The sequence below is a fragment of the Pseudomonas folii genome (assembly GCF_014357575.1).
Lineage (GTDB): Bacteria > Pseudomonadota > Gammaproteobacteria > Pseudomonadales > Pseudomonadaceae > Aquipseudomonas > Aquipseudomonas folii.
This window is the reverse complement of the sequence record NZ_JACONW010000022.1, coordinates 1-20,673: the sequence shown is the minus strand read 5'-3', so window position 1 is coordinate 20,673 and position 20,673 is coordinate 1. Positions and strand designations below refer to the sequence as shown.

Genomic DNA, 20,673 nt, shown 5'->3' with positions numbered 1-20,673 from the left:
GTTTCACATTCAACGCAGGCGACGTACCGTGCCTGACTTCAAATCTCCTGAATCTTCCATGACCTGCAAACGCTGCAATAGCGCCTCGCGCTGCACTTTCGGCGTAACCGGATCCACCAGCGTGTACTGAGCGTCACACCAGACGACGATATGATTTAGCCAGGCATCAGCATCCACCGTGGCCTGATCGTAACGTCGCAGCAGATACTGCAACTGAAGCCACACAGGCTTGAGTCGCAATAACGCTGCACGACGCTGATCACTCAGGACATGCCAGTCACGGTCCAGACGCTGATCAAGTTGCGCATCGAACCGCGACCACGTCTGTTGACTCAACAGCTGTACCGCGCCACGGAACACCTTGTCAGACTGATCGTCCAGCGCCGCAAGTTGCCGGCCCAGCCCCGCCTCCCCCAATAATTGCAGCGCCTGCACACGAACAACGGCGACAGGCGACTTCAATGCAGCTTGCAGCACTGAAGCGGGCAGCGGCTGATCCAGCTCTTTCGCCAATCCGAGCAGCCCCAGCCATTCGCGCTTGCTGGACGGAACGTCCTTGTCCAGTCGCGACAGCAATACTTCCCGGCTGTCCACGGCGTAACGCGGCGCAGCCCATCGAGCCAGACAGCGAACTGCAGAGGAGCCATCGAGCAGGCCAGCCTGCAAATGCTCACGGGGATCCTCCAGCATGCTCAGCAAGCCCCGCAACGCTTGCACTCGAAGGCTGGCCGCCGAAGATTGCAGTGCCCGTTCAAGCAACGGCACAGCATCTGTCGCCAGTAAATCCGCGCAGGCAGTGACTGCCTTTTGCCTGACCGTGACATCCTCATGTATCAGCGCAGCGGCCAGAAACGAAGGTCGGTCCGCGCAGTGCTCAAGCGTCAGGTCAAAGACAAACCGCGCAGCCCTGCCGCGGCATGACGCAAAAGCTTGCCCGACCTGTTCACGCAATTGCGGCAGCGATAACAGGCTGCGAGCCTTGAGCAAGGTGTCCCGATGATCTACACGCTGCTTGTCTCCCAACGCCAACAACGGCGTCAGGGCTTGCAGCAACAGGTCAACACGCTCGACAACCAGAAACTGCTCGAGCGCCTTTTGCGCCTGTTGCCTGACCTGCGGCACCCAATCATTCAAGCGCTCCAGGATCGCGAGCAGTGCCTCAGTGGAGGCCTGCCCGGCAAGTCGTTGCACCGCTGCCTCACGAACAAAACCATTGCCAAACTGGCTCAGCTTCACCAGGGCTCTGGCCGCATCATGAGTTTCCTGGATCTCCCGAACATACCTGGCCTCAAGGTCAGTCAGCTGGTAATGCCAGTCTCGCAGGTGTTCGAACGTCATCACCTCATTCATCGCCCTATCCTTTAACGCATACGACCTGTCGCAAGGTATGCAGCACTTCCACCAACTCACGCTGGGCGTGCATGACCTTATCGATGTCTTTGTAGGCCATTGGAATTTCGTCGATCACTGCGGCGTCCTTACGGCACTCAACGTGAGCCGTGGCGCGAATCTGGTCTTCCACAGTGAACGTGTTCTTGGCTCTGGTCCGGCTCATGGTGCGCCCGGCACCGTGGCTGCAAGAGCAGAAAGCCTCTTCATTGCCCAAACCGCGGACGATGAAGCTCTTGGCCCCCATGGAGCCGGGGATAATCCCCAGTTCGCCCTTCTTCGCCGACACCGCACCTTTGCGGGTGATCAGCACTTCCTCACCAAAATGCTGCTCTTTTTGCACATAGTTGTGGTGGCAGTTGACGGCTTCCAACGCCACTTGAAACGGCTTGCTGATCACTTGACGCGTGGCCTGAATCACCGCCTGCATCATCAGCTCCCGGTTCTGCCGGGCAAAATCCTGCGCCCATCCCACGGCTTCCACATAATCGTCGAAGTGCTGACTGCCCTCTTCGAAATAGGCCAGATCACGATGCGGCAGATCCGCAATGTGTTGCCGCATGTCCGCCTGGGCCATCTGAATGAACAGGTTACCGATAGCGTTTCCTACCCCGCGGGAGCCGCTGTGCAACATGAACCAGACACGGTTGCCCTCGTCCAGACAGACCTCGATGAAGTGGTTACCGGTGCCCAGCGTTCCCAGGTGCTGGCGGTTGTTGGTGTTGGCCAGCGAGGGGTATTTGTCCGTGATCAACTTGAATCGCGGGTACAGCGCGGCCCAAACGTTATCAGCCTGTTGCGGGATCTCGTCCCAGGCGCCTTTGTCCCGACGGGAACGCGTCGACGTTCGGCCATGAGGCACCGCTTTTTCGATGGCGCTGCGCAGCCCGGCCAGATTGTCCGGAAGGTCCGCCGCCGTGAGCGAGGTTCGCGCGGCAATCATGCCGCAGCCGATATCCACACCCACAGCCGCCGGAATGATCGCGCCCACCGTCGGAATCACACTGCCAATCGTGGAACCCTTGCCCAGATGCACGTCAGGCATGACGGCCATGTGTTTGAAAATGAACGGCATCCGCGCCGTGTTCATCAATTGCTCTTTGGCTTCATTCTCTACCGGCACGCCCTCGGTCCACATTTTGATGGGTTTGCCGTTGATGACTTCCAGCAATTGGTAAGTGCTCTTTTCCATGATCTCTACTTCTGTTCAATGACTGCTATTCAAAACGATGGGCTCGGAGTTGCACGCCTGCGGTTCGCACTCATTGCGTCAACCGGCCCTGCTTGGAACAGGTAACTGCAGCAGCCATGCCAATCTTGAAAATGGGAAACCATAAACTTTATAAGCAATTGTTTTAAATAGATAAAATAATCAATCGCTCGCAACATCCAAAAAACAAGAGGCAGCTCAAGTCGGAATTATCTATCCTTGTATCTCGTTTTTTATCTTCTGAGATAACCATGTCTACAACACGAACTGTAGCCATCGGCTTCATCGGCTCGAAACTCGACCGCGTCGGCAAGGGTGCCAACCGCTGGAATCACTGGCGCCCCAGCGTTGGCCTGTGTCAGCAGGAAGATGTGCAGATTCACCGGCTGGAGCTGATCCACGGCGAGACTGCACGGGACGTCAGTCTCGCGCAGCGAGTCGCTGAAGACATCCGGCAAATCTCCCCGCAAACCGAAGTTCGCCTTCACCCCATGGCTCTTCGCAACGCCTGGGATTTCGAGGAGGTGTATGGCGCGCTGCATGATTTCACCACCGCCTACGATTTCGACACTGACAACGAGCAATACCTGGTGCACATCACCACCGGGACTCACGTCGCGCAGATATGCTGGTTCTTGCTCACCGAAGCCCGCTACCTGCCCGCCCGACTGATTCAGACTTCCCCGTCTCGGCGAGACAATGATGAAGCGCGAGCCACCGGCACCCATTCGCTGATCGATCTGGACCTCTCGCGCTACGACCGCATCGCGTCACGTTTCACCCATAAAAGACTGGAGGGCCTCGCGTTTCTCAAGTCAGGCATCGCCACGCGCAACGCCGCGTTCAACCGCTCCATTGAACAGATCGAGCAGGTCGCCGTGCGCTCCAAGGCTCCGATGCTGCTGATTGGCCCGACCGGCGCAGGCAAATCGTTTCTGGCAAGACGTATCTACGAGCTCAAGCGCAGCCGACACCAGATCGAAGGACGCTTTGTCGAAGTCAACTGCGCGACCTTGCGCGGCGATGGCGCCATGTCGACCTTGTTCGGCCATATAAAAGGCGCGTTTACCGGTGCCCTGGCTGCTCGCGAAGGTCTCTTGCGGGCTGCGGAAGGCGGCATGTTATTTCTGGACGAAATCGGCGAGCTGGGTGCAGACGAACAAGCCATGCTGCTCAAGGCCATTGAGGAGAAACGCTTTCTGCCCATGGGCTCGGACAAGGAAGTGGCCAGCGACTTCATGATTATTGCTGGCACTCACCGCGACCTGCGCGATCGGGTGGCGCAGGGTTTATTCCGCGAAGACCTATACGCGCGGATCAACCTCTGGACGTTCAATCTGCCCGGGCTGGCCAAACGGCGCGAGGACATCGAACCGAACATCGATTTCGAACTGGAACGCCACGCCCGCGAACACGGACGCCTGATACGCTTCAATCGCGAAGCCCGGCAGCGCTATATGGCGTTCGCCAATCATGACGACTCGATATGGTCGGGCAACTTTCGCGAGCTGTCAGCCTCGATCACGCGCATGGCGACACTGGCTGACAGCGGCCGCATCGATGAAACCCAGGTCGAAGAGGAGCTACAGCGCTTGCGCTATGCCTGGGCGCTGAACGACGATCAGAACGACGGACAAGATGAGCTATTACCAGTATTGGGCGACGGTAACGAACTGGATCTGTTTGATCGCTTGCAGCTGGAGGCGGTACTCAAAGTGTGCCGTAACGCTCGAAGTTTGTCGGATGCCGGACGCAAACTGTTTGATGTATCCCGCCTGAACAAGGCGAACCCCAATGACGCAGATCGTCTGCGCAAGTATCTGGCGCGTTTTGGCATTGAGTGGAAGCAAATCAATGGACAGGATTAAACTCACCACACTGACCTACGTCATCCAGGACTTTCAATGAAGTACAAGCTGAACGATTACAACGGCGTGATCATCGATCCGACGTCTTTTTCTTTTGAAAAAGCCGATCTTGAAGCCGCCATCAAGGGCTTTCTGCTTTTCATGGAAACCGAAAAGAAGGGCCTCGCGTGGATCACCCTGCCCATCGCCCGATGCGCGAGTGTCGAGCAGTTCGTGGCGCACGGTTTCATCTTCCACAGTTGCCTGCCCGAAAGCCTCACGCTGGTTCGAAAGCCACAGGAATCGACTTACGTGCCGTTTATCCCGACGCACATTGTGGGTGCCGGGGCAATCGTGATCAATCAGCACAACGAGATTCTGGTGGTCAGGGATCAAGGCGCTACCAGCTTCAATTTGCCTGGCGGGCATGTGGATCCGGGTGAGCGAATTCAGGACTCTATCGTCCGCGAAGTTCTGGAAGAGACCGGCGTCGAGGTCAGCTTCGATGCGATTCTAGGTTTCACGACCCGGCATCCCTATGAATTCGGCAAATCCAATATCCACTTCATCTGCCGCCTCAAACCGTTGACTCAAACCATCAATGTCATCGACACCGATGAAATTGCCGAAGCCAGATGGGTGTCGATTGAAAGCTATCTGGCCGACGAAAAGAACGGCCTGACCAATCGCGAAATCGTCAGCCAGATCGCTGACAGCAAAGGGCTGACCATCGCTGACTTTCAGAGCAACAGCGGTCGATTCAAAAAGCAGGAAATCTTTATGGCGGTGGAGGCGAAGCTGTAAGACTCGTGGGACCGGCTTTAGCCGGGAAGCGGCATTTCTGACAATAGAGATTTATTGAATCTAATGACCTCTTCCCGGCTAAAGCCGGTCCCACGTCATTTAATGTCAGGATTCAAGGGCTGACCATCGCTGATTTTCAGAGCAACAGCGGTCGATTCAAAAAGCAGGAAATCTTCATGGCGGTAGAGGCGAAGCTCTAAACTCGTGGGAGCGGCATTTCTGACGATAGAGATGTATTGAATCTAATGGCCTCTTCCCGGCTAAAGCCGGTCCCACGTCATTTAGTGTCAGGATTCAAGGGCTGACCATTGCTGATTTTCAGAGCAATAGCGGTCGATTAAAAAGCAGGAAATCTTCATGGCGGTAGAGGCGAAGCTCTAAAACTCGTGGGAGCGGCTTTAGCCGGGAAGCAGCATTTCTGACAATAGAGATGTATTGAATCTAATGACCTTTTTCCGGCTAAAGCCGGTCCCACGTCATTTAGTGTCAGGATTCAAGGGCTGACGTGATGCGCTGCACCAGCTCGGCTTCGACCAAGGCTTCCTCCAGGCCTTCGTGAAAAACAGCGCAGGTCACGGTGGTCTGGCTGTGAGTGCAGCGATATACCGCCAAAACACTGCCCGGCCCTACGCCGTTGTGGCCGCTCAATGTCAGACCACCCGCTACGCCGCCCTGCATCAAGCCAAGACCGTAACCCGGAGTCAGCCATGGTCGGCCTGGCAACGGGCCGCCCAGAACAAGGACTGTCTGCATTTCTTCCAGTAGCCAGCTCGGCAGCAGGTTGCCTGACAGCAAGCGATCGAGAAGCAGCGCCGCTTCTGCCAATGGCCCGATCAATAAACGGTGATACACCCAGCCCGAGTCGTAGCCAGGTGCGACGCCTCCACAGGCACTCTGCAAGTCTTCGCCCGTATTTGCCAAACGCGCCCGCATTACTCCCAACGGAGACAACACGCGCCGAACGAGTGCCTCTTCAAGTGAAAGCCCCGTCAGTCGCTCGATCAACCGGGCTACGAACAGGTAGCCGACATTCGAATAACGCCAGCCTTCGCCGGGCGTGTAACGCAATCGGGTAGCGTCCAGACGCTGCAGCATTTCATCCGCAGGCCAGGGACAAGAACCGCTGGCCACTGCAGCGTGGTACTCGGTCAATTCGCTGTAGTCGGCGAGACCGGCCTGATGACGCAATAATTGCCGCAGGGTAAACGGGCCTTCAGCAACCAGATCGTCCAGCCTGACCAGGCCATCGCGAACCAGGGTCAGCGCTGTTGCGGCCAGGACAGTTTTGGTGAAGCTCCACCAGGGGACAAGTGTCTCAACTGCATCGGCCGGTTCGGTCACGGCCGGGGCACCGTTGATGATGAGGGAGAACGGCATGGGCAATAGCTCTGGAAGTTCGGCACAAGGATAAGCCGCAGCTCCAATGCACGCTACCCAGCCAGGGACATGGAACCGGATGGCTTACATGAAGATCCACAGCGAGATCACCGCCACGGTGTCAGTCGCAATGCAATTGCGTTTACTATCCCCCTCATACCCTCAGGAGCAAATTCCATGGCAACGGCCTCTGCAAACATTCGTGTCCCCGTATCCGCCGACAAAGTATGGCAATTGGTTGGCGGTTTTATGTCCCTGCCGGACTGGCTGCCGTTCATTGCCAGCAGCGAAGCCTCCGAAGGCGGACGTGTCCGCACGCTAACCACAGCCGACGGCGCAGTCATTGTCGAAAAGCTGCAAACCTTCGACGAAGCCAACCGCACCTACAGCTATTCAATCGTGACAGGCCCGTTTCCGGTGACTAACTACCTCGCGACCGTCGTGGTCGCCGCAGCGGGCGATCACGAGACGCTGATCACCTGGTCTGGCAGCTTCACCCCTGACGGTGTCTCCGACGCAGAGGCTGAAGCCGTGTTTCTTGAGGTCTATCAAGGCGGACTGGAAGCTCTCAAAGCCAATTTCTGACCCTCCTGGACCTGCGGCACTGAACTGACAGCGCTCTTGAGCCTCAATATTGCTTCGATAAATGGCATTTCGCAGCACAGCGCAAAATCGCGCATCATGGGCGCGGTCAGTTCAAGGAGACATTAATGCGCGTTACTTTATCTTTTTTGCGTTTTGCCACCTTGTCACTGGGATTGGTATTGGCCGCCACCGCCGTGGCGTCGGAAGAGTCACAACTGGTCGATTCCATCAACAATTTCCGCAATCAGTCACAGCGTTGCGGCGATCAGGTTTCACAAGAGTTGCCGCCCCTCAACGTAGACACTCGGCTGGTTCTTTCTGCTACCAGCCCGGTAGATCTGCAGCAGGCCATGGCACGTGCCACTTATCCGATGGTCAATGTGCAGGCGATCAGCCTGTCTGGCCCGCGGGATGCACAGTCGGCCATGAACACCATTCAGGAAAGCTTCTGCCGGGTTGTACTTGATCCGCAGTTTGTCGACATCGGAGTGAGCCGCGAAGGACGCGACTGGCGCATCGTGCTGGCTCGCCCACTGCTGACGGCCCGTCTCGGAGACTGGCAGGCCGAAGGTCAAAAGCTGTTGGTGCTGATCAACGCCGCGCGAGCACAGTCTCGCCAATGCGGCACTCAGGCCGTGGCTGCGACCACACCGTTGACCTGGAACCCGGCACTGGCCTCGGCGGCCGAAAACCACAGCCGGGGGATGGCCAACAACAATTTCTTCGACCATATGGATCGTGACGGTCGCATGCCGGGTGATCGGGCAGAACTGGCCGGTTACTCAGGTCGGCAGATCGGCGAGAACATTGCCGCCGGACAAGGCAGCGTCGCCAAGGTCGTCGAGGGCTGGCTGGCAAGCCCCGGTCACTGCGCCAACTTGATGAATCCGGCGTTCAATGAACTGGGCGCGGCCTACGCGGTAGATCCCAAGAGCGATGCGGGCATTTACTGGACAGGCGTGTTTGGTGCGCAGTGATGGGGTTTGGTGATGAGCCCCTCACGGCAAAGCCGCTCCTACGGACCTCACACTGACGTGGGTGAAGGACATGAATTCAAGGGCGGAATCGCGCATTGATATCACCCAGGATAGCGCGTCATTAATTCATGCCCAGCCCAGCGTCGCTGCCGTGAGCAGCAAATACCGCATGCCTTTGGCAAACGTGACGATCAGCAGAAAACTCCACAGCGGTTCGCGCATCACGCCAGCCACCATCGTCAGCGGATCGCCAATGATGGGTACCCAACTCAGTAGCAGTGACCAGCGTCCATAACGTAGATAGAAACGCTGGGCTTTTTCAAGTTTGGCTTCGCTGACAGGGAACCAGCGTTTATGGCGAAACCGCTCCACGGAACGACCCAGCAGCCAGTTCACCAATGAGCCGAGCACGTTGCCCAAGGTCGCGACCAGCAGCAGCGTCGCGACGGTGTAGTGCCCGGAAAGCAGCATGCCCACCAGCACCGCTTCAGACTGCATGGGCAATAGTGTCGCCGCACCGAACGCAGCGAGAAACAACCCGAAGTAGCTGGAAATCTCAAACACTCAACCACCACCCCATCAACGGATCGTCAAACGGCCTTGATCAAGTCCTTGATCCGGGAAGCCAGCGCTTCCAGCGCGAAAGGTTTGGTCAGCACTTCGGTATGCGGCTCAAGGTGGCATTTGTCGAGTACGGTGGTTTCTGCATAACCGGTGATGAACAACACCGGCAGACCCGGTCGACATTGCCGACCCGCATCGGCCATCTGCCGTCCATTGATACCGCCCGGCAAGCCGACATCCGTCACCAGCAGATCGATTCGCACGTCCGATTGCAGAATCCTTAGCCCGGCCTGGCTGTCGGCGGCCTCAATGGCCACGTAGCCAAGACTGCTCAGTACCTCGGTCACGAGCATCCGAACCGATGACTCGTCATCCACGACCAGAACCGTCTCACCCTGCCCCGCCAAGGCTTTGCTGGTGACCGGCAATGCAAGCTCCGGAGTCTCCAGTTCTCGTTCATGACGAGGCAACTGCAGGCAAACCATTGTGCCCCGATCCACCTCTGAACGAATCCTGATCTGGCCACCCGACTGCCGGGCGAAGCCATAGATCATCGACAGACCAAGGCCCGTGCCCTCGCCGACCGGTTTGGTGGTGAAGAATGGCTCGAAGGCTTTGGCCGACACTTCGGCACTCATGCCGCAGCCGCTGTCAGTGACACGGATACTCAGGTAATCGCCCGGCAGCACTTCAGGGTCGAGATCATGACTTTCATCAAGACACTCATTGCGTGTCTCGATCAGGATGCTGCCGCCGTGGGGCATGGCATCCCGGGCATTGATGCACAGGTTGAGCAACGAGTTTTCCAGCTGTGCCGGATCAATCAATGCAGTCCACAAATCTGCGCCAGCACGAACCTGAATATCCACCGAGGGCCCGACAGTACGCCGAATCAGCTCTTCCATCCCCATGATCAAGGCATTGACGTTGGTGGGAATGGGCGCAAGTGTCTGACGACGCGAGAACGCCAGTAACCGATGAGTCAGCGCTGCCGCTCGCTGCACCGCGCCTTGAGCGACCACCAGATAACGATCAACATCCGCCACCCGGCCCTGCCCCAAACGCATCTGCATCAATTCCAGACTGCCGGAAATCCCCGCCAGCAAATTATTGAAGTCATGGGCAATGCCGCCGGTGAGCTGCCCGACCGCTTCCATCTTCTGCGACTGACGCAGCGCTTCCTCCACCACTTCACGCTCGCTGATGGCTTCACGAATGCGCTGTTCCAGCGTCTGGTTGAGCTCCTGTACCGCCGCTTCGGCCCGTTTCCTGGCCGTCACATCAATGGACGAGCCAATCAGACCGATGACTTCACCCGTTTCGCTGAACAACGGTGACTTGATCGACAACCAGGTCGCTGCGGAGCCGTCAGCCAGGCTGACCTGTTCCTCCACCTGTTCAGACACCCCAGCGCTCATGATCCGCTCATCAGTGGCCATGATCACGCGCGCCTGGTCCTTATCCTCCAGATACTCAAAGTCGGTCTTGCCGATATAAAACTCGGGAGGTTTGCCGATCAGCTCGGTGGTGCCACGGTTGGCAACCAGCATGCGCCCCTGGCGGTCCTTGGCGTAGACCACGCCTGGAACTGCTGCGGTAAAAGTGCGTAACAGCGTCGTGATGCGATCGCGCTCGACTTCAGCCTCGCGGCGCAGCTCGATATCCAGAAGAACGCCCAGAAAACGCGTCGGTTGGCGCCCCTCGTCGAACTCGACGCGCCCCTTGGCTTCCAGCCAGCGATAAGAGCCATCGCGATGCAGCACACGGTATTCGCATTTGAAAACACCGCCACGCAGCAAGGTCAGACCGATTTCGCTTTCGACACGCGCCCTGTCATCAGGGTGGATGGAGGCCGTGACCTTCTCCAGCGGCAGGCCTTCCACGGCCTCCTGAGCAGTCAGGCCAAACGTGGCGGCATAACGATCATCACCGATGACGTGGTTGTCCTGCACATGCCAGACCCAGGTGCCGATGATCGCATCGGCATCCAGTGCGAGCTGCAGCCGTTCAGCCGCATCTTTCGCCGGAAACTCAAGCGGCCCGCTGTTATCTGGCCTTTTATCCTTAAAATCGCTGCTCATGCCCTACCATCGTTTATCGTGATGCCAAAGCCTGGCGGCCGATTGCGGTGAATGGTGCCGGTGCGGCTGAGGTATTACAAGTCGTTGCGATGACTAGGCGCTCAAGCGTGAAATGACATCATTCAATCCTACAGACAGCCCATGTAGATCATGGCTGGCCGCCTGGGTGCGCTTGACGTTGTCCTGATTGGTGCTGGCAATCGCGGTAATTTCCGTGAGATTACGGGAAATATCCTCCGCCACTGACGTCTGTTCTTCAGCCGCCGTAGCAATTTGCCGGTTCATATCACGAATGGCTTCCACGGCAGTGGTAATACGGTTAAGCGTGGCGCTGGCATTACTAACCTGCTCCACACTCTCTTCGCTACGACTCTGACCACCTTGAATCGCTATGACCGCATCGCTGGCACCGGTCTGTACTGAGCTGATGATCTGGTTGATTTCGGCAGTGGACACTGCCGTGCGTTGCGCCAACGTCCGCACTTCGTCAGCCACCACCGCGAAACCGCGCCCGGCTTCACCGGCTCGCGCAGCCTCGATGGCCGCGTTCAGCGCCAGCAGATTGGTCTGATCAGCGATACCACGAATCACTTCAAGTACCTTGCCGATGCGCACGCTGTCAGTTTCCAGACGCTGAATCACATTGGCGGTATTGCCGATTTCACTGCGCATCAAGCTGATAGTGCTCATGGTCGACTGCATGACCTTGTCGCCTTCCCGGGCATGGTGATCGGCGTCATCCGCAGCTTTGGCTGCCTGAGCAGCATGCCGGGCGACTTCCTGCGCGGTTGCCGACATCTCCGTCATGGCCGTCGCGACCTGGTCGGTACGTTCGAACTGCTCGTGGGTGCCCTGGGCCATCAGTGTAGCGATGGACTTCAACTCGTTGCCCGCCGTGTCCAGGTCCGACGTGCTGCGCTTGAGCCGGTTGAATGTATCCGCCAGGAAGTCCCGGAGGATATTGGCTGCCACCGCCAGATGGCCGAGTTCGTCCTGACGGGTGATATTGACCCGCTCGCCGAACTTGCCTTGGCTTAACTGGGCAACGTAGTCGATCAACATGCGGATCGGCGCGCTCAGGTTACGATTGACCAGCCACCATGTCAGCAGACCGACCAATACCGCAGACGCGAGCATGATCAAGGCGCCAAACAGAATGGTCCGGTCGGCTGCGTTGCTGATCATCACCGATTGCTCGGCGCTGTTCTTGCGCAAGCTGTCTACCAACTGACTCATCTGCTCACTGGCGGCACGGTCGACGCCCTTCACCGCAACATCACCTGCGACCGGATCACCACCTGCAGCAATGAATGCATCACGCCCTTTGCGATAAGCCGTACCTAAAGCCTTGTGCTCTTCCATCAGTTTCTGCACTTGATTAAGCGTCGAGGCCGGCACGCCCTGCACTAACGACAGCTTGCCGAGGGATTCCTGGACTTTACGTTCCTGCGCCTCGAACTGTGCCCAGAACTTGTCACGATCGGCCGACAACTTGCCGCGCAGCAGCACATTCTTCCACTCCTGCACCTGAATCTTGAACTCAAGATTGGCTTCATCGACCAATTGCGAGGCATGCACCGGACCTTCGAGCAAGCCGCGATAGGACTGCACGTTGTTGGAAAGAAACTGGAAACAGGCCAGCGCAATCAGCAGCACCAGCACCAGACTGCCACCCAGCATGCCCAGGATCTGGAGTCGGAGGGATTTAGCCATAAAACGAACACCTCGGGAGGGTAATCTGCGGCAGCGCGCAGATCGGAAAATGTCGACTTCCCTGTACAAAGGTTACGGGCGAGAGGCTCGTAACGTGCCTGTTTGCGCATCGGCTTGAGGGGCGGGTTCTTGAGAGCCGCTGATCGTTTGAGGGAGGTGGATATTGATGCGTGGTGTTTCAAACGTGAATTATGCGGCGTTCAATGGCGCGCCGCCGCGACACGTTAAAAAACGGGACGTTTGAAACCGATTCATCCGGGAAGACGGTATTGCTGACGATAAAATTTCGTGAATGCACAGGCCCCTTCCCGGATAAATCCGGTCCCACAGGGTTAGGCGTACATTCAGACAGTTACCCGTCAGTTCGCAGCAAACAGAGGCAGCGATGGCGGTGCGTCAGGGCAATCGCATCGCAGCCTTAAGCAGCGCCTACAGAAAATGGATTGCGATCAATCCACCTGACCAAACACCTGACTCGGCCGTCGTAGGGTCGGGTCAAACGGGTTGATCCTTGCGCTGATCACTGCGGCCTCTCTCTTGAGCAGCTCCACCACGGTCAACAACCGGTCCGGCCCGAGGCGGTCGCTGATGGTGGCGACGCTGAGGGCGGCGACCGAGCGGCCTTCGCGGTCAAAGATAGGCACCGCCAGACCGGCCATGCCCGGCAGTGCGCCGGTGTTGCGGGCGGCGTAGCCGAGGCGGCGGACGTTTTCCACCTCTGAGCGCAGGAACACTTCATCGTAGAGGTGAAAGTCTTTAAGGCGTGGCAAGTTGTAGCGGATAACGGTGTCGCGTTCGTCTTCCGGCAGGTAAGCGAGGATCGCCAGACTGCCCTGCCCCACACCCAATGCAACACGCCCGCCGATGTCGCCGGTGAAGGTGCGAATCGGGTAAGGACCTTCGCTGCGATCCAGACAGACTGCATCAAAGCCGCTGCGCGCCAGCAGGAACAGTGAATCTCCAAGGGAGGCCGAGAGGCGCAGCATGCTCGGGCGGACCACGTCACGCAGATTGCTGGTCTTGCCCGCCTTCGCAGCCAGGGCGAAGAACTCGATGCTCAGGCGATAGCGTTTACTGCGTTGATCTTGTTCCACCATGCCTTCATCCATGAGGCTGCGCAGCAGGCGGTGTGTGGTGGGCTGCGATAGGCCGACCTGCTGGGCGAGCTGGGTCACGCGCTCGCCCTCTTCAGAGCAGTCGCCCAGGCAACGGAGCACTGCGAACAAACGCGAGACCGCACCCACACCGGTATCCTTTGGATTTTCATTCCGCTCAGTGGAATTCATATGATCACTTATCGATAACTAATTCATTGAACGAAAGAACTGAAAGAAATATACCATCCAGTGAAATTCAACCTTTCGCCCATCCTAGTCTTCGTCTTAATCTCAGTCCACAGGGCGATTTGAACAAAACCTGGTAGCCGACCCAGATCGAGCACCAACGTCCACAGCAACTGCAAAGCTTTCATTTCGCATCTGCCCATAACAAAAACGCACCGCAACGCTGTGCGTGATGAAAAGGTGGAACGCAGCTATGGCATTTTTGCAGCTTGAAGGTCTCTCCAAACGCTACGGCAGCATCGACGCCGTGGTCGCCACGAATCTGGCGGTGGAGAAAGGCGAATTCGTTTCTCTGCTGGGCCCGTCGGGCTGCGGCAAGACCACTACCCTGCAAATGATCGCCGGCTTCGTTGATGTCAGCGACGGGCGCATCATCCTTGATGGCCGTGACATCACTCACGCCAAACCCAGCAGTCGCGGCCTGGGGGTGGTGTTTCAGAGTTACGCCCTCTTCCCCCACATGAGCGTTGCTGACAACGTGGCCTTTGGCCTGCGCATGCGCAAAGTGCCGGCGGCGGACATTCAGCGCCGAGTGGCAACAGTGCTGGAACTGGTACGCCTGAGCCAGCACGCCCAGCGTTACCCGCGTGAGCTGTCGGGCGGTCAACGGCAACGGGTTGCACTGGCGCGAGCGCTGGTGATTGAGCCGCCGGTCTTATTGCTCGATGAGCCGCTGTCGAACCTCGATGCCAACCTGCGTGAAGAGATGCAATTCGAGATTCGCCGCATTCAGCGCGAAGTCGGCATTACCACGTTGATGGTGACTCACGATCAGGCTGAAGCGCTGTCCATCAGCGACCGCGTGGTGGTCATGCAGGCCGGGCGCATCACCCAGATCGACGAACCGTACAAGTTGTATGAACATCCGCGCACCCGGTTCATCTCCAGCTTCGTTGGCAAGGCCAACATGCTGCCCGGTGATCTGGACAGCCAGGGCTGCGCTCAAGTGCGGCAGACACCGGGCGACGGTGCGTTGACCCTGAGTCTGCGCCCGGAAAAGATCGATCTGGTGGCAGCTGGCACAGGGCGTTTGCAAGGCAAGGTCATCACCCGCTACTTCCTCGGCAGTCAATGGCTGTATCGCATCGAAACCGCGATCGGCGAGTTGACCGTGGTACGCCGCAACGACGGCGATGCGCCAATGGAAGAAGGCACCGCGGTGGGCATGGATTGGCCAGCCGGTTTGCTGCGGGTACTGGACGCCGACGAGGTGCACCCATGAGCCTGCTGAGTGATATGCGCCGTGGCGGCCGCGGCTATTTACTGTCGGCACCTGCGCTGGTGATGTTTACCTGCCTGCTGCTGGTCCCGCTGGCACTCACACTGATCCTGTCGTTCAACGTCTTCGACTATGAAGTCGGGGTCAAAAGCGATTCCTACACCCTGGCCAACTATGGCGAGGTGCTGACCGATTCGTACTTCTACGAAATCTTCCTGCGCACCTTCTGGATCAGTGCGCTGGTGACCTTGCTGTGCGTGGTTATCGGTGTGCCTGAGGCCTACATTCTGAGCCGCATGGGCACGCCCTGGCGTTCGATCTTTCTGATTCTGATCCTCACGCCGCTGCTGATTTCCGTGGTGGTGCGCGCTTTCGGCTGGAGCCTGCTGCTGGGTGCCGACGGCTTGATCAATCAGGGCATACAAGCGCTGGGCGGCCAGCCAGTCAAAATGCTCTACACCCCGTTCGCCGTGATCATTGCACTGGTGCACGTGATGCTGCCGTTCATGATCATTCCGATCTGGACCTCACTGCAGAAGCTCGACCCGGCGGCTGAACAGGCAGCCCTGTCCCTAGGCGCCAGTCAGGCCAAGGTGATGCGCCTGGTGGTGTTGCCTCAAGTCATGCCCGGCGTGTTGTCCGGCACGCTGATTGTCTTTGGCTTGTCGGCCAGCTCTTTCGCAATCCCCGGCCTGCTCGGCGGACGCCGCCTGAAGATGGTCGCCACGGTGGTCTACGACCAATACCTCTCGGAGCTGAACTGGCCCATGGGCGCGACCATTGCGGTGGCGCTGTTGCTGGTCAACCTGCTGGTCATGCTGTCCTGGAACCGCATGGTCGAAGGTCGCTACAAGAAAACCCTGGGGGAATGAACCATGTCTAAAAACGGTCCTTTGGCCCTGTCGTTCCACGCCCTCGTCGTCGTGTTCATGCTCGCGCCACTGGTGGTGGTCTGTCTGGTGGCTTTCACGCCAGAAAACACCCTCAGCTTGCCGACTTCTGGTTTTTCCCTGCGCTGGTTCCGGGCGATCTTCGAGCGTGCCGACTTCATCGACTCGTTCTATAACAGCCTGATTCTGGCGTTTGTCGCCGCCACGCTGGCGACGATCATTGCCGTACCCGCAGCGCTGGCGATTACCCGCCATCAGTTTCCGGGGCGCAACTTCCTCAATGGGTTGTTCCTCTCACCGATCATCATTCCCCATCTGGTGCTGGGCGTGGCGATGCTGCGGTTGTTTGCGCTGATGGGCGTCAACGGCAGCTTCTTCTGGCTGACCCTGGCCCACGTAGTGATCATCACCCCGTATGTACTGCGGCTGGTGATTGCCGCGGCCATCGGTATCGACCGAAGCGCCGAACAGGCAGCCGAATCACTGGGAGCCAGCCGCTTCACGCTGTTCCGCAAAATCACCTTGCCGATGATTCTGCCCGGCGTGGCCGGTGGCTGGCTGCTGGCGTTCATCAACAGCTTTGACGAGGTGACACTGTCGATCTTCGTCACTTCGCCTTCGACCCAGACCCTGCCGGTGCGGATGTACGTCTACGCCACAGAGTCCATCGATCCGATGATGGCCGCCGTTTCCGCGCTGGTTATCGCGTTGACCGCCGCCACCATGATCATCCTCGACCGGGTCTATGGCCTGGATCGAGTGCTGGTCGGCAAACATTAACCCGAGGCCTGGAGCGCGAAACGCATGGCATTGCTCAAACGTCTGGTCGAAAAAGACCGCCCGGCGCTGGCCTTCACCCTCGACGGTCAGCCCGCCAGCGGGCTGCAAGGCGATACTTTGCTCACCGCGGTATTGACCAGCAGCGAACATCTGCGCGGCAGCGACTTCAGCGCCGAACCCCGGGCCGGGTTTTGCATGATGGGCGCTTGTCAGGATTGCTGGGTGCGCCTGGGCGATGGCCGCCGGGTGCGCGCCTGCTCGACATTGCTTGAAGGTGGGCAAGTCGTCAGCCGTGATCCGGGACGGCAACTATGAATACGAATACCGCGCAATCGGTGGTGATCGTTGGTGCGGGTCCTGCGGGCATTCGTGCTGCGCAAACCTTGCATGCCCACGGGGTGAAAGCCTGCCTGCTGGACGAGGGCCTGCGGGGTGGCGGACAGATTTATCGCCGTCAACCCGAGAACTTCCGCCGCAATCCAAAAGCGCTCTACGGCTTTGAAGCGGGCAAGGCAGTCGCCGTGCACCAAACCCTCGACGAGCTTTCGTCACACATCGATTATCGTCCGCAAACGCTGGTATGGAACGCCGAAGATCAGCGACTCGATACTCTGCAGGAGAACCGTGCCGGGAGCATCGATTACAGTCATCTGATCATCGCGACCGGTGCCACCGATCGCATCCTGCCGGTGCCTGGCTGGACCTTGCCGGGTGTCTACAGCCTGGGTGCGGCGCAGATCGCCCTGAAATACCAGGGCTGTGCCATCGGCGAAAGAATCGTGTTTGCCGGCAGCGGTCCGCTGCTTTACCTGGTCGCGTATCAATACGCCAAGGCTGGTGCGAATGTGGTTGCAGTCCTGGACAGCGCGCCCTTTTCCGCCCAGTGCCGCGCCCTGCCCGCGCTGCTTGGCCAACCGCTGACGCTGGCCAAAGGTTTGTATTACCGCGCCTGGCTGACCGCTCACGGTGTCGCCGTCCACCAAGGCGCGACATTGCAACGTATCGACGGTCACAAACGGGTCAATACCGTCCAGTGGCAAGGCAGCAACAGCGTACAAACGCTGAGTTGCGACGCCGTGGCTTTCGCTCATGCACTGCGCAGCGAGACGCAACTGGCTGACCTGCTCGGCTGCGATTTTCAGTGGAGCGCGCTTAATCGCGCCTGGCTGCCCGCGCGTGATGACGCCGGACGCAGCAGCATTGCGGGTGTTTATCTCGCCGGTGACGGCGCAGGAATCATGGGCGCGGACGCAGCGGAAATGGCCGGGGAACTGGCGGCGCTGGCCTTGCTTGCAGACATCGGACAGAGCATTGATAACAATCGCAGCGTTCAGTTGAAGAACAAACTGGCGAGCATCCAGCGCTTTCGTCACGGGCTGGAAACCGCTTTCCCCTTTCCCGTTGACTGGGCCGCGAAGGTTCCGGACGAAACCATTATCTGCCGCTGTGAGGAAGTCAGCGCAGGCGATATTCGTACAGTGGTCGACGAAGGTCACTGGGAGATCAATCGGGTCAAGGCCATGTGCAGGGTTGGCATGGGGCGCTGCCAGGGCCGGATGTGCGGACTGGCAGCAACGGAGATCGTCGCGCACTGCAGCGGTCGGGAGCTGCAAGGCATTGGTCGGCTGCGCGGCCAGGCACCGATCAAGCCGTTGCCGTTTGGTGTGGAGGCCCAGTCATGAGCGCAGCGATTGAAAGCGATGCACTGATCATTGGCGGCGGCATCGTCGGCGCATCAGCCGCCCTGTTTTTAGCCTTGAAGGGCAGACGCGTGACCTTGCTGGAACGTGACTTCTGCGGCTCGCATTCCAGTGGCGTCAACTACGGGGGCGTGCGCCGTCAGGGGCGGCCGTTGAGCCAGCTGCCGTTGTCACAACGCGCCCACACCATCTGGAGCGGTTTGCGCGAGCTGATTGGCACTGATGGTGAATATCAGCGCTCGGGGCACCTGAAGCTGGCCCGCAGTGAGACCGACATGAACGCCTTGCGCACTTATGCCGAAGTCAGTCGCGGCTTCGGGCTGGAGCTACAACTGCTGGATCGCCAGCAGTTACGGGCGCGCTTTCCTTGGGCGGGGGATGTCGCGGTGGGTGCTTCGTTGTGTGCCGACGACGGCCACGCCAACCCAAGACTGGTGTCCCCGGCTTTCGCCCAGGCAGCCAGGCGGGCCGGCGCGCAAATTTTCGAACAGGCCGAGGTGATTGACGTCTGCCATGACGGCCATGCATTTGTGGTCCGCACGGCCAGCGGCCTTAACCTGCGCGCCCCGTGGTTGCTCAATTGCGCGGGTGCCTGGGCCAGCGATCTGGCTGCACAATTTGGCGAACCGGTGCCGATGGTGTCGGGCCATCCGGCCATGTTGGTGACTGAGCCGCTGCCGATGTTCATGGATGTAAGCACCGGCGTCGAGGGCGGTGGCATCTATGCCCGGCAGGTCGCCCGAGGCAATTGTGTACTGGGCGGCGGTCAGGGCTTCGCGCTGGACCCCGCCCGCGCCAGGCCGGGGCAAGCCGCTGTATTGGAGATCCTGCGCAACGCAGTCGAGCTTTACCCGCCGCTGGCCGGAGCCCAGGCGATTCGCACCTGGAGCGGCACCGAAGGTTACTTGCCGGATCGCGAGCCGGTCCTCGGCCCTAGCATGCTGCAACCGGGCCTGCTGCATGGCTTCGGTTTTGCGGGTTCTGGATTCCAGATCGGCCCCGCCGCGGGTGAAGCCCTCGCCGAGTATGTTTGCACCGGCCAGTCGACGATTACCCTGGACGCTTTTTCCATCCGCCGTTTTCAACACACTGCCCAACCCTGTAATACCGTTAGCCATTGATTTCATCACTTTGCACAGAGGAAGGTCGCTGCAATGAAGAACTTAAAACGCATCGCATTTACCGGCTTGTCGAGCCTGCCATTGGCGGCATTGCTGGTCGCCTCCCCGGCCCACGCCGCAACGACCCTTTATCTGGGCATGAACGGCGGCACCATGGAACGCCTCTATGCCGATCAGGTGTTGCCTGCTTTCGAGAAAGCCAACGACGTAAAAGTGGTGATCGTGCCGGGCACCTCTTCGGACATCCTCGCCAAGGTTCAGGCCAGTAAAGACAACCCGCAGATGCACGTGATGTTCCTCGATGACGGCATCATGTACCGGGCGATTTCCATGGGTCTGTGCGACAAGTTGCAGCCGAGCGCTTCCCTTGCGGACTTGCCAGCCAAGGCGAAGATCAAGGATGAAGCCGCCGCCGTGAGCCTTGGCGTAACCGGGCTGGCGTACAACACGAAAATGTTCAAGGAAAACGGCTGGGCTGCGCCGACCTCGTGGATGGATCTGGCGGACAAGAAGTTCAAGGAGAAAGTGGTATTCCAGTCCATGGCCTCCTCCACCTTCGGCCTGCATGGTTTCCTGATGTTCAACCGCATTCAGGGCGGCAGCGAGACCGACGTAGAGCCAGGTTTCAAGGCCTGGCCGAAAACCGTGGGCCCGAACGTACTGGAATACATCGCCAGCTCGGCGAAGATTTCCGAGATGGTGCAGACCGGTGAGGCTGCGCTGTTCCCGCTCACCCCTACTCAGGTGACGGCGCTGAAGATCAAGGGCGTGCCCGTCGAATACGCGCCGCCGAAAGAAGGTGGCGTGGTGCTTAACGTGGCCGAGTGCGCCATCGCTAAAAACGACCAGCCGGAACTGGCACAGAAGCTGGCGGCTTATCTGCTGACGCCAGAAGCTCAGGCGCCAGCGCTGGAGTTCGGTGACCAGATCCCGTCCAACCCGAAAACCCCGACCACCGACAAGACCAAAGCTCAGGTCGACGCAATGAACAAGTACCTGGAAACTGCAGTGACCATTGATTGGGATCAGGTCAACCAGACCCGCCCAGAATGGAATGCCCGCTGGAACAGGAC

The 20,673-nt window shown here is 58.8% G+C and carries 18 protein-coding genes; 11 read left to right on the top strand and 7 right to left on the bottom strand.

Annotated features, from left to right (window positions below):
- Positions 1-9: 9 nt before the first annotated feature.
- Both H8S59_RS07215 and H8S59_RS07210 read right to left on the bottom strand, forming a co-directional pair.
- On the bottom strand, positions 10-1,350 hold the full coding sequence (locus tag H8S59_RS07215; protein WP_187520962.1) for a HEAT repeat domain-containing protein: 1,341 nt from the start codon (positions 1,348-1,350) through the stop codon (positions 10-12).
- A gap of 4 nt (positions 1,351-1,354) precedes the next feature.
- Positions 1,355-2,581 (bottom strand): RtcB family protein, encoded by a 1,227-nt coding sequence (locus H8S59_RS07210; protein WP_187520961.1) that lies wholly within the window; start codon positions 2,579-2,581, stop codon positions 1,355-1,357.
- 269 nt (positions 2,582-2,850) lie between these two features.
- Between H8S59_RS07210 and rtcR the strand changes: the two genes are divergently transcribed.
- Both rtcR and H8S59_RS07200 read left to right on the top strand, forming a co-directional pair.
- Positions 2,851-4,467, top strand: coding sequence for an RNA repair transcriptional activator RtcR (gene rtcR / locus H8S59_RS07205; RefSeq protein WP_095102391.1), 1,617 nt, complete (start codon positions 2,851-2,853; stop codon positions 4,465-4,467).
- A gap of 36 nt (positions 4,468-4,503) precedes the next feature.
- Positions 4,504-5,250, top strand: a complete 747-nt coding sequence (locus H8S59_RS07200) for an NUDIX hydrolase (RefSeq protein ID WP_095102385.1) — start codon at positions 4,504-4,506, stop codon at positions 5,248-5,250.
- A gap of 486 nt (positions 5,251-5,736) precedes the next feature.
- Here the strand turns inward: H8S59_RS07200 and H8S59_RS07195 are convergent, their stop codons facing one another.
- Positions 5,737-6,627: a serine hydrolase domain-containing protein gene (locus tag H8S59_RS07195; RefSeq protein ID WP_187520960.1), complete on the bottom strand. Its 891-nt coding sequence runs from the start codon at positions 6,625-6,627 to the stop codon at positions 5,737-5,739.
- 177 nt (positions 6,628-6,804) lie between these two features.
- On the opposite strand from H8S59_RS07195, the gene H8S59_RS07190 reads away from it, so the two are divergent.
- Positions 6,805-7,212: an SRPBCC family protein gene (locus tag H8S59_RS07190; protein ID WP_095102378.1), complete on the top strand. Its 408-nt coding sequence runs from the start codon at positions 6,805-6,807 to the stop codon at positions 7,210-7,212.
- A gap of 125 nt (positions 7,213-7,337) precedes the next feature.
- The gene (locus H8S59_RS07185; protein WP_095102375.1) at positions 7,338-8,189 is read left to right on the top strand and encodes a CAP domain-containing protein; all 852 of its coding nucleotides are present in this window, start codon (positions 7,338-7,340) and stop codon (positions 8,187-8,189) included.
- Between the two features lie 126 nt (positions 8,190-8,315).
- Here the strand turns inward: H8S59_RS07185 and H8S59_RS07180 are convergent, their stop codons facing one another.
- The 4 genes from H8S59_RS07180 to H8S59_RS07165 form a co-directional block, all read right to left on the bottom strand.
- A complete protein-coding gene (locus H8S59_RS07180; protein WP_095102372.1) occupies positions 8,316-8,753 on the bottom strand; it encodes a YqaA family protein in 438 nt (145 codons plus the stop codon).
- Between the two features lie 26 nt (positions 8,754-8,779).
- Positions 8,780-10,834: a hybrid sensor histidine kinase/response regulator gene (locus tag H8S59_RS07175; RefSeq protein ID WP_187520959.1), complete on the bottom strand. Its 2,055-nt coding sequence runs from the start codon at positions 10,832-10,834 to the stop codon at positions 8,780-8,782.
- Positions 10,835-10,927: 93 nt separating this feature from the next.
- Positions 10,928-12,547, bottom strand: a complete 1,620-nt coding sequence (locus tag H8S59_RS07170) for a methyl-accepting chemotaxis protein (RefSeq protein ID WP_187520958.1) — start codon at positions 12,545-12,547, stop codon at positions 10,928-10,930.
- A gap of 449 nt (positions 12,548-12,996) precedes the next feature.
- Positions 12,997-13,833: an IclR family transcriptional regulator gene (locus H8S59_RS07165; protein ID WP_187520957.1), complete on the bottom strand. Its 837-nt coding sequence runs from the start codon at positions 13,831-13,833 to the stop codon at positions 12,997-12,999.
- A gap of 250 nt (positions 13,834-14,083) precedes the next feature.
- Between H8S59_RS07165 and H8S59_RS07160 the strand changes: the two genes are divergently transcribed.
- The 7 genes from H8S59_RS07160 to H8S59_RS07130 form a co-directional block, all read left to right on the top strand.
- A complete protein-coding gene (locus tag H8S59_RS07160; protein WP_095102360.1) occupies positions 14,084-15,112 on the top strand; it encodes an ABC transporter ATP-binding protein in 1,029 nt (342 codons plus the stop codon).
- Entirely contained in the window at positions 15,109-15,981 is an 873-nt protein-coding gene (locus tag H8S59_RS07155) for an ABC transporter permease (protein WP_095102354.1), read from the top strand. The genes H8S59_RS07160 and H8S59_RS07155 overlap by 4 nt, the downstream gene beginning before the upstream one ends.
- Positions 15,982-15,984: 3 nt before the next feature.
- Positions 15,985-16,779 carry an ABC transporter permease gene (locus H8S59_RS07150; protein ID WP_027901476.1) on the top strand — a complete coding sequence of 265 codons (795 nt, stop codon included), beginning with the start codon at positions 15,985-15,987 and terminating at the stop codon, positions 16,777-16,779.
- Positions 16,780-16,803: 24 nt separating this feature from the next.
- Positions 16,804-17,094 carry a (2Fe-2S)-binding protein gene (locus H8S59_RS07145; protein ID WP_095102350.1) on the top strand — a complete coding sequence of 97 codons (291 nt, stop codon included), beginning with the start codon at positions 16,804-16,806 and terminating at the stop codon, positions 17,092-17,094.
- Complete coding sequence (locus H8S59_RS07140) at positions 17,091-18,461, top strand: NAD(P)/FAD-dependent oxidoreductase (RefSeq protein ID WP_187520956.1); 1,371 nt, start codon at positions 17,091-17,093, stop codon at positions 18,459-18,461. The genes H8S59_RS07145 and H8S59_RS07140 overlap by 4 nt, the downstream gene beginning before the upstream one ends.
- Positions 18,458-19,600 carry an NAD(P)/FAD-dependent oxidoreductase gene (locus tag H8S59_RS07135; RefSeq protein WP_187520955.1) on the top strand — a complete coding sequence of 381 codons (1,143 nt, stop codon included), beginning with the start codon at positions 18,458-18,460 and terminating at the stop codon, positions 19,598-19,600. The genes H8S59_RS07140 and H8S59_RS07135 overlap by 4 nt, the downstream gene beginning before the upstream one ends.
- 33 nt (positions 19,601-19,633) lie before the next feature.
- The coding region (locus tag H8S59_RS07130) for an ABC transporter substrate-binding protein (RefSeq protein ID WP_187520954.1) at positions 19,634-20,673 on the top strand (1,040 nt) is incomplete at its 3' end.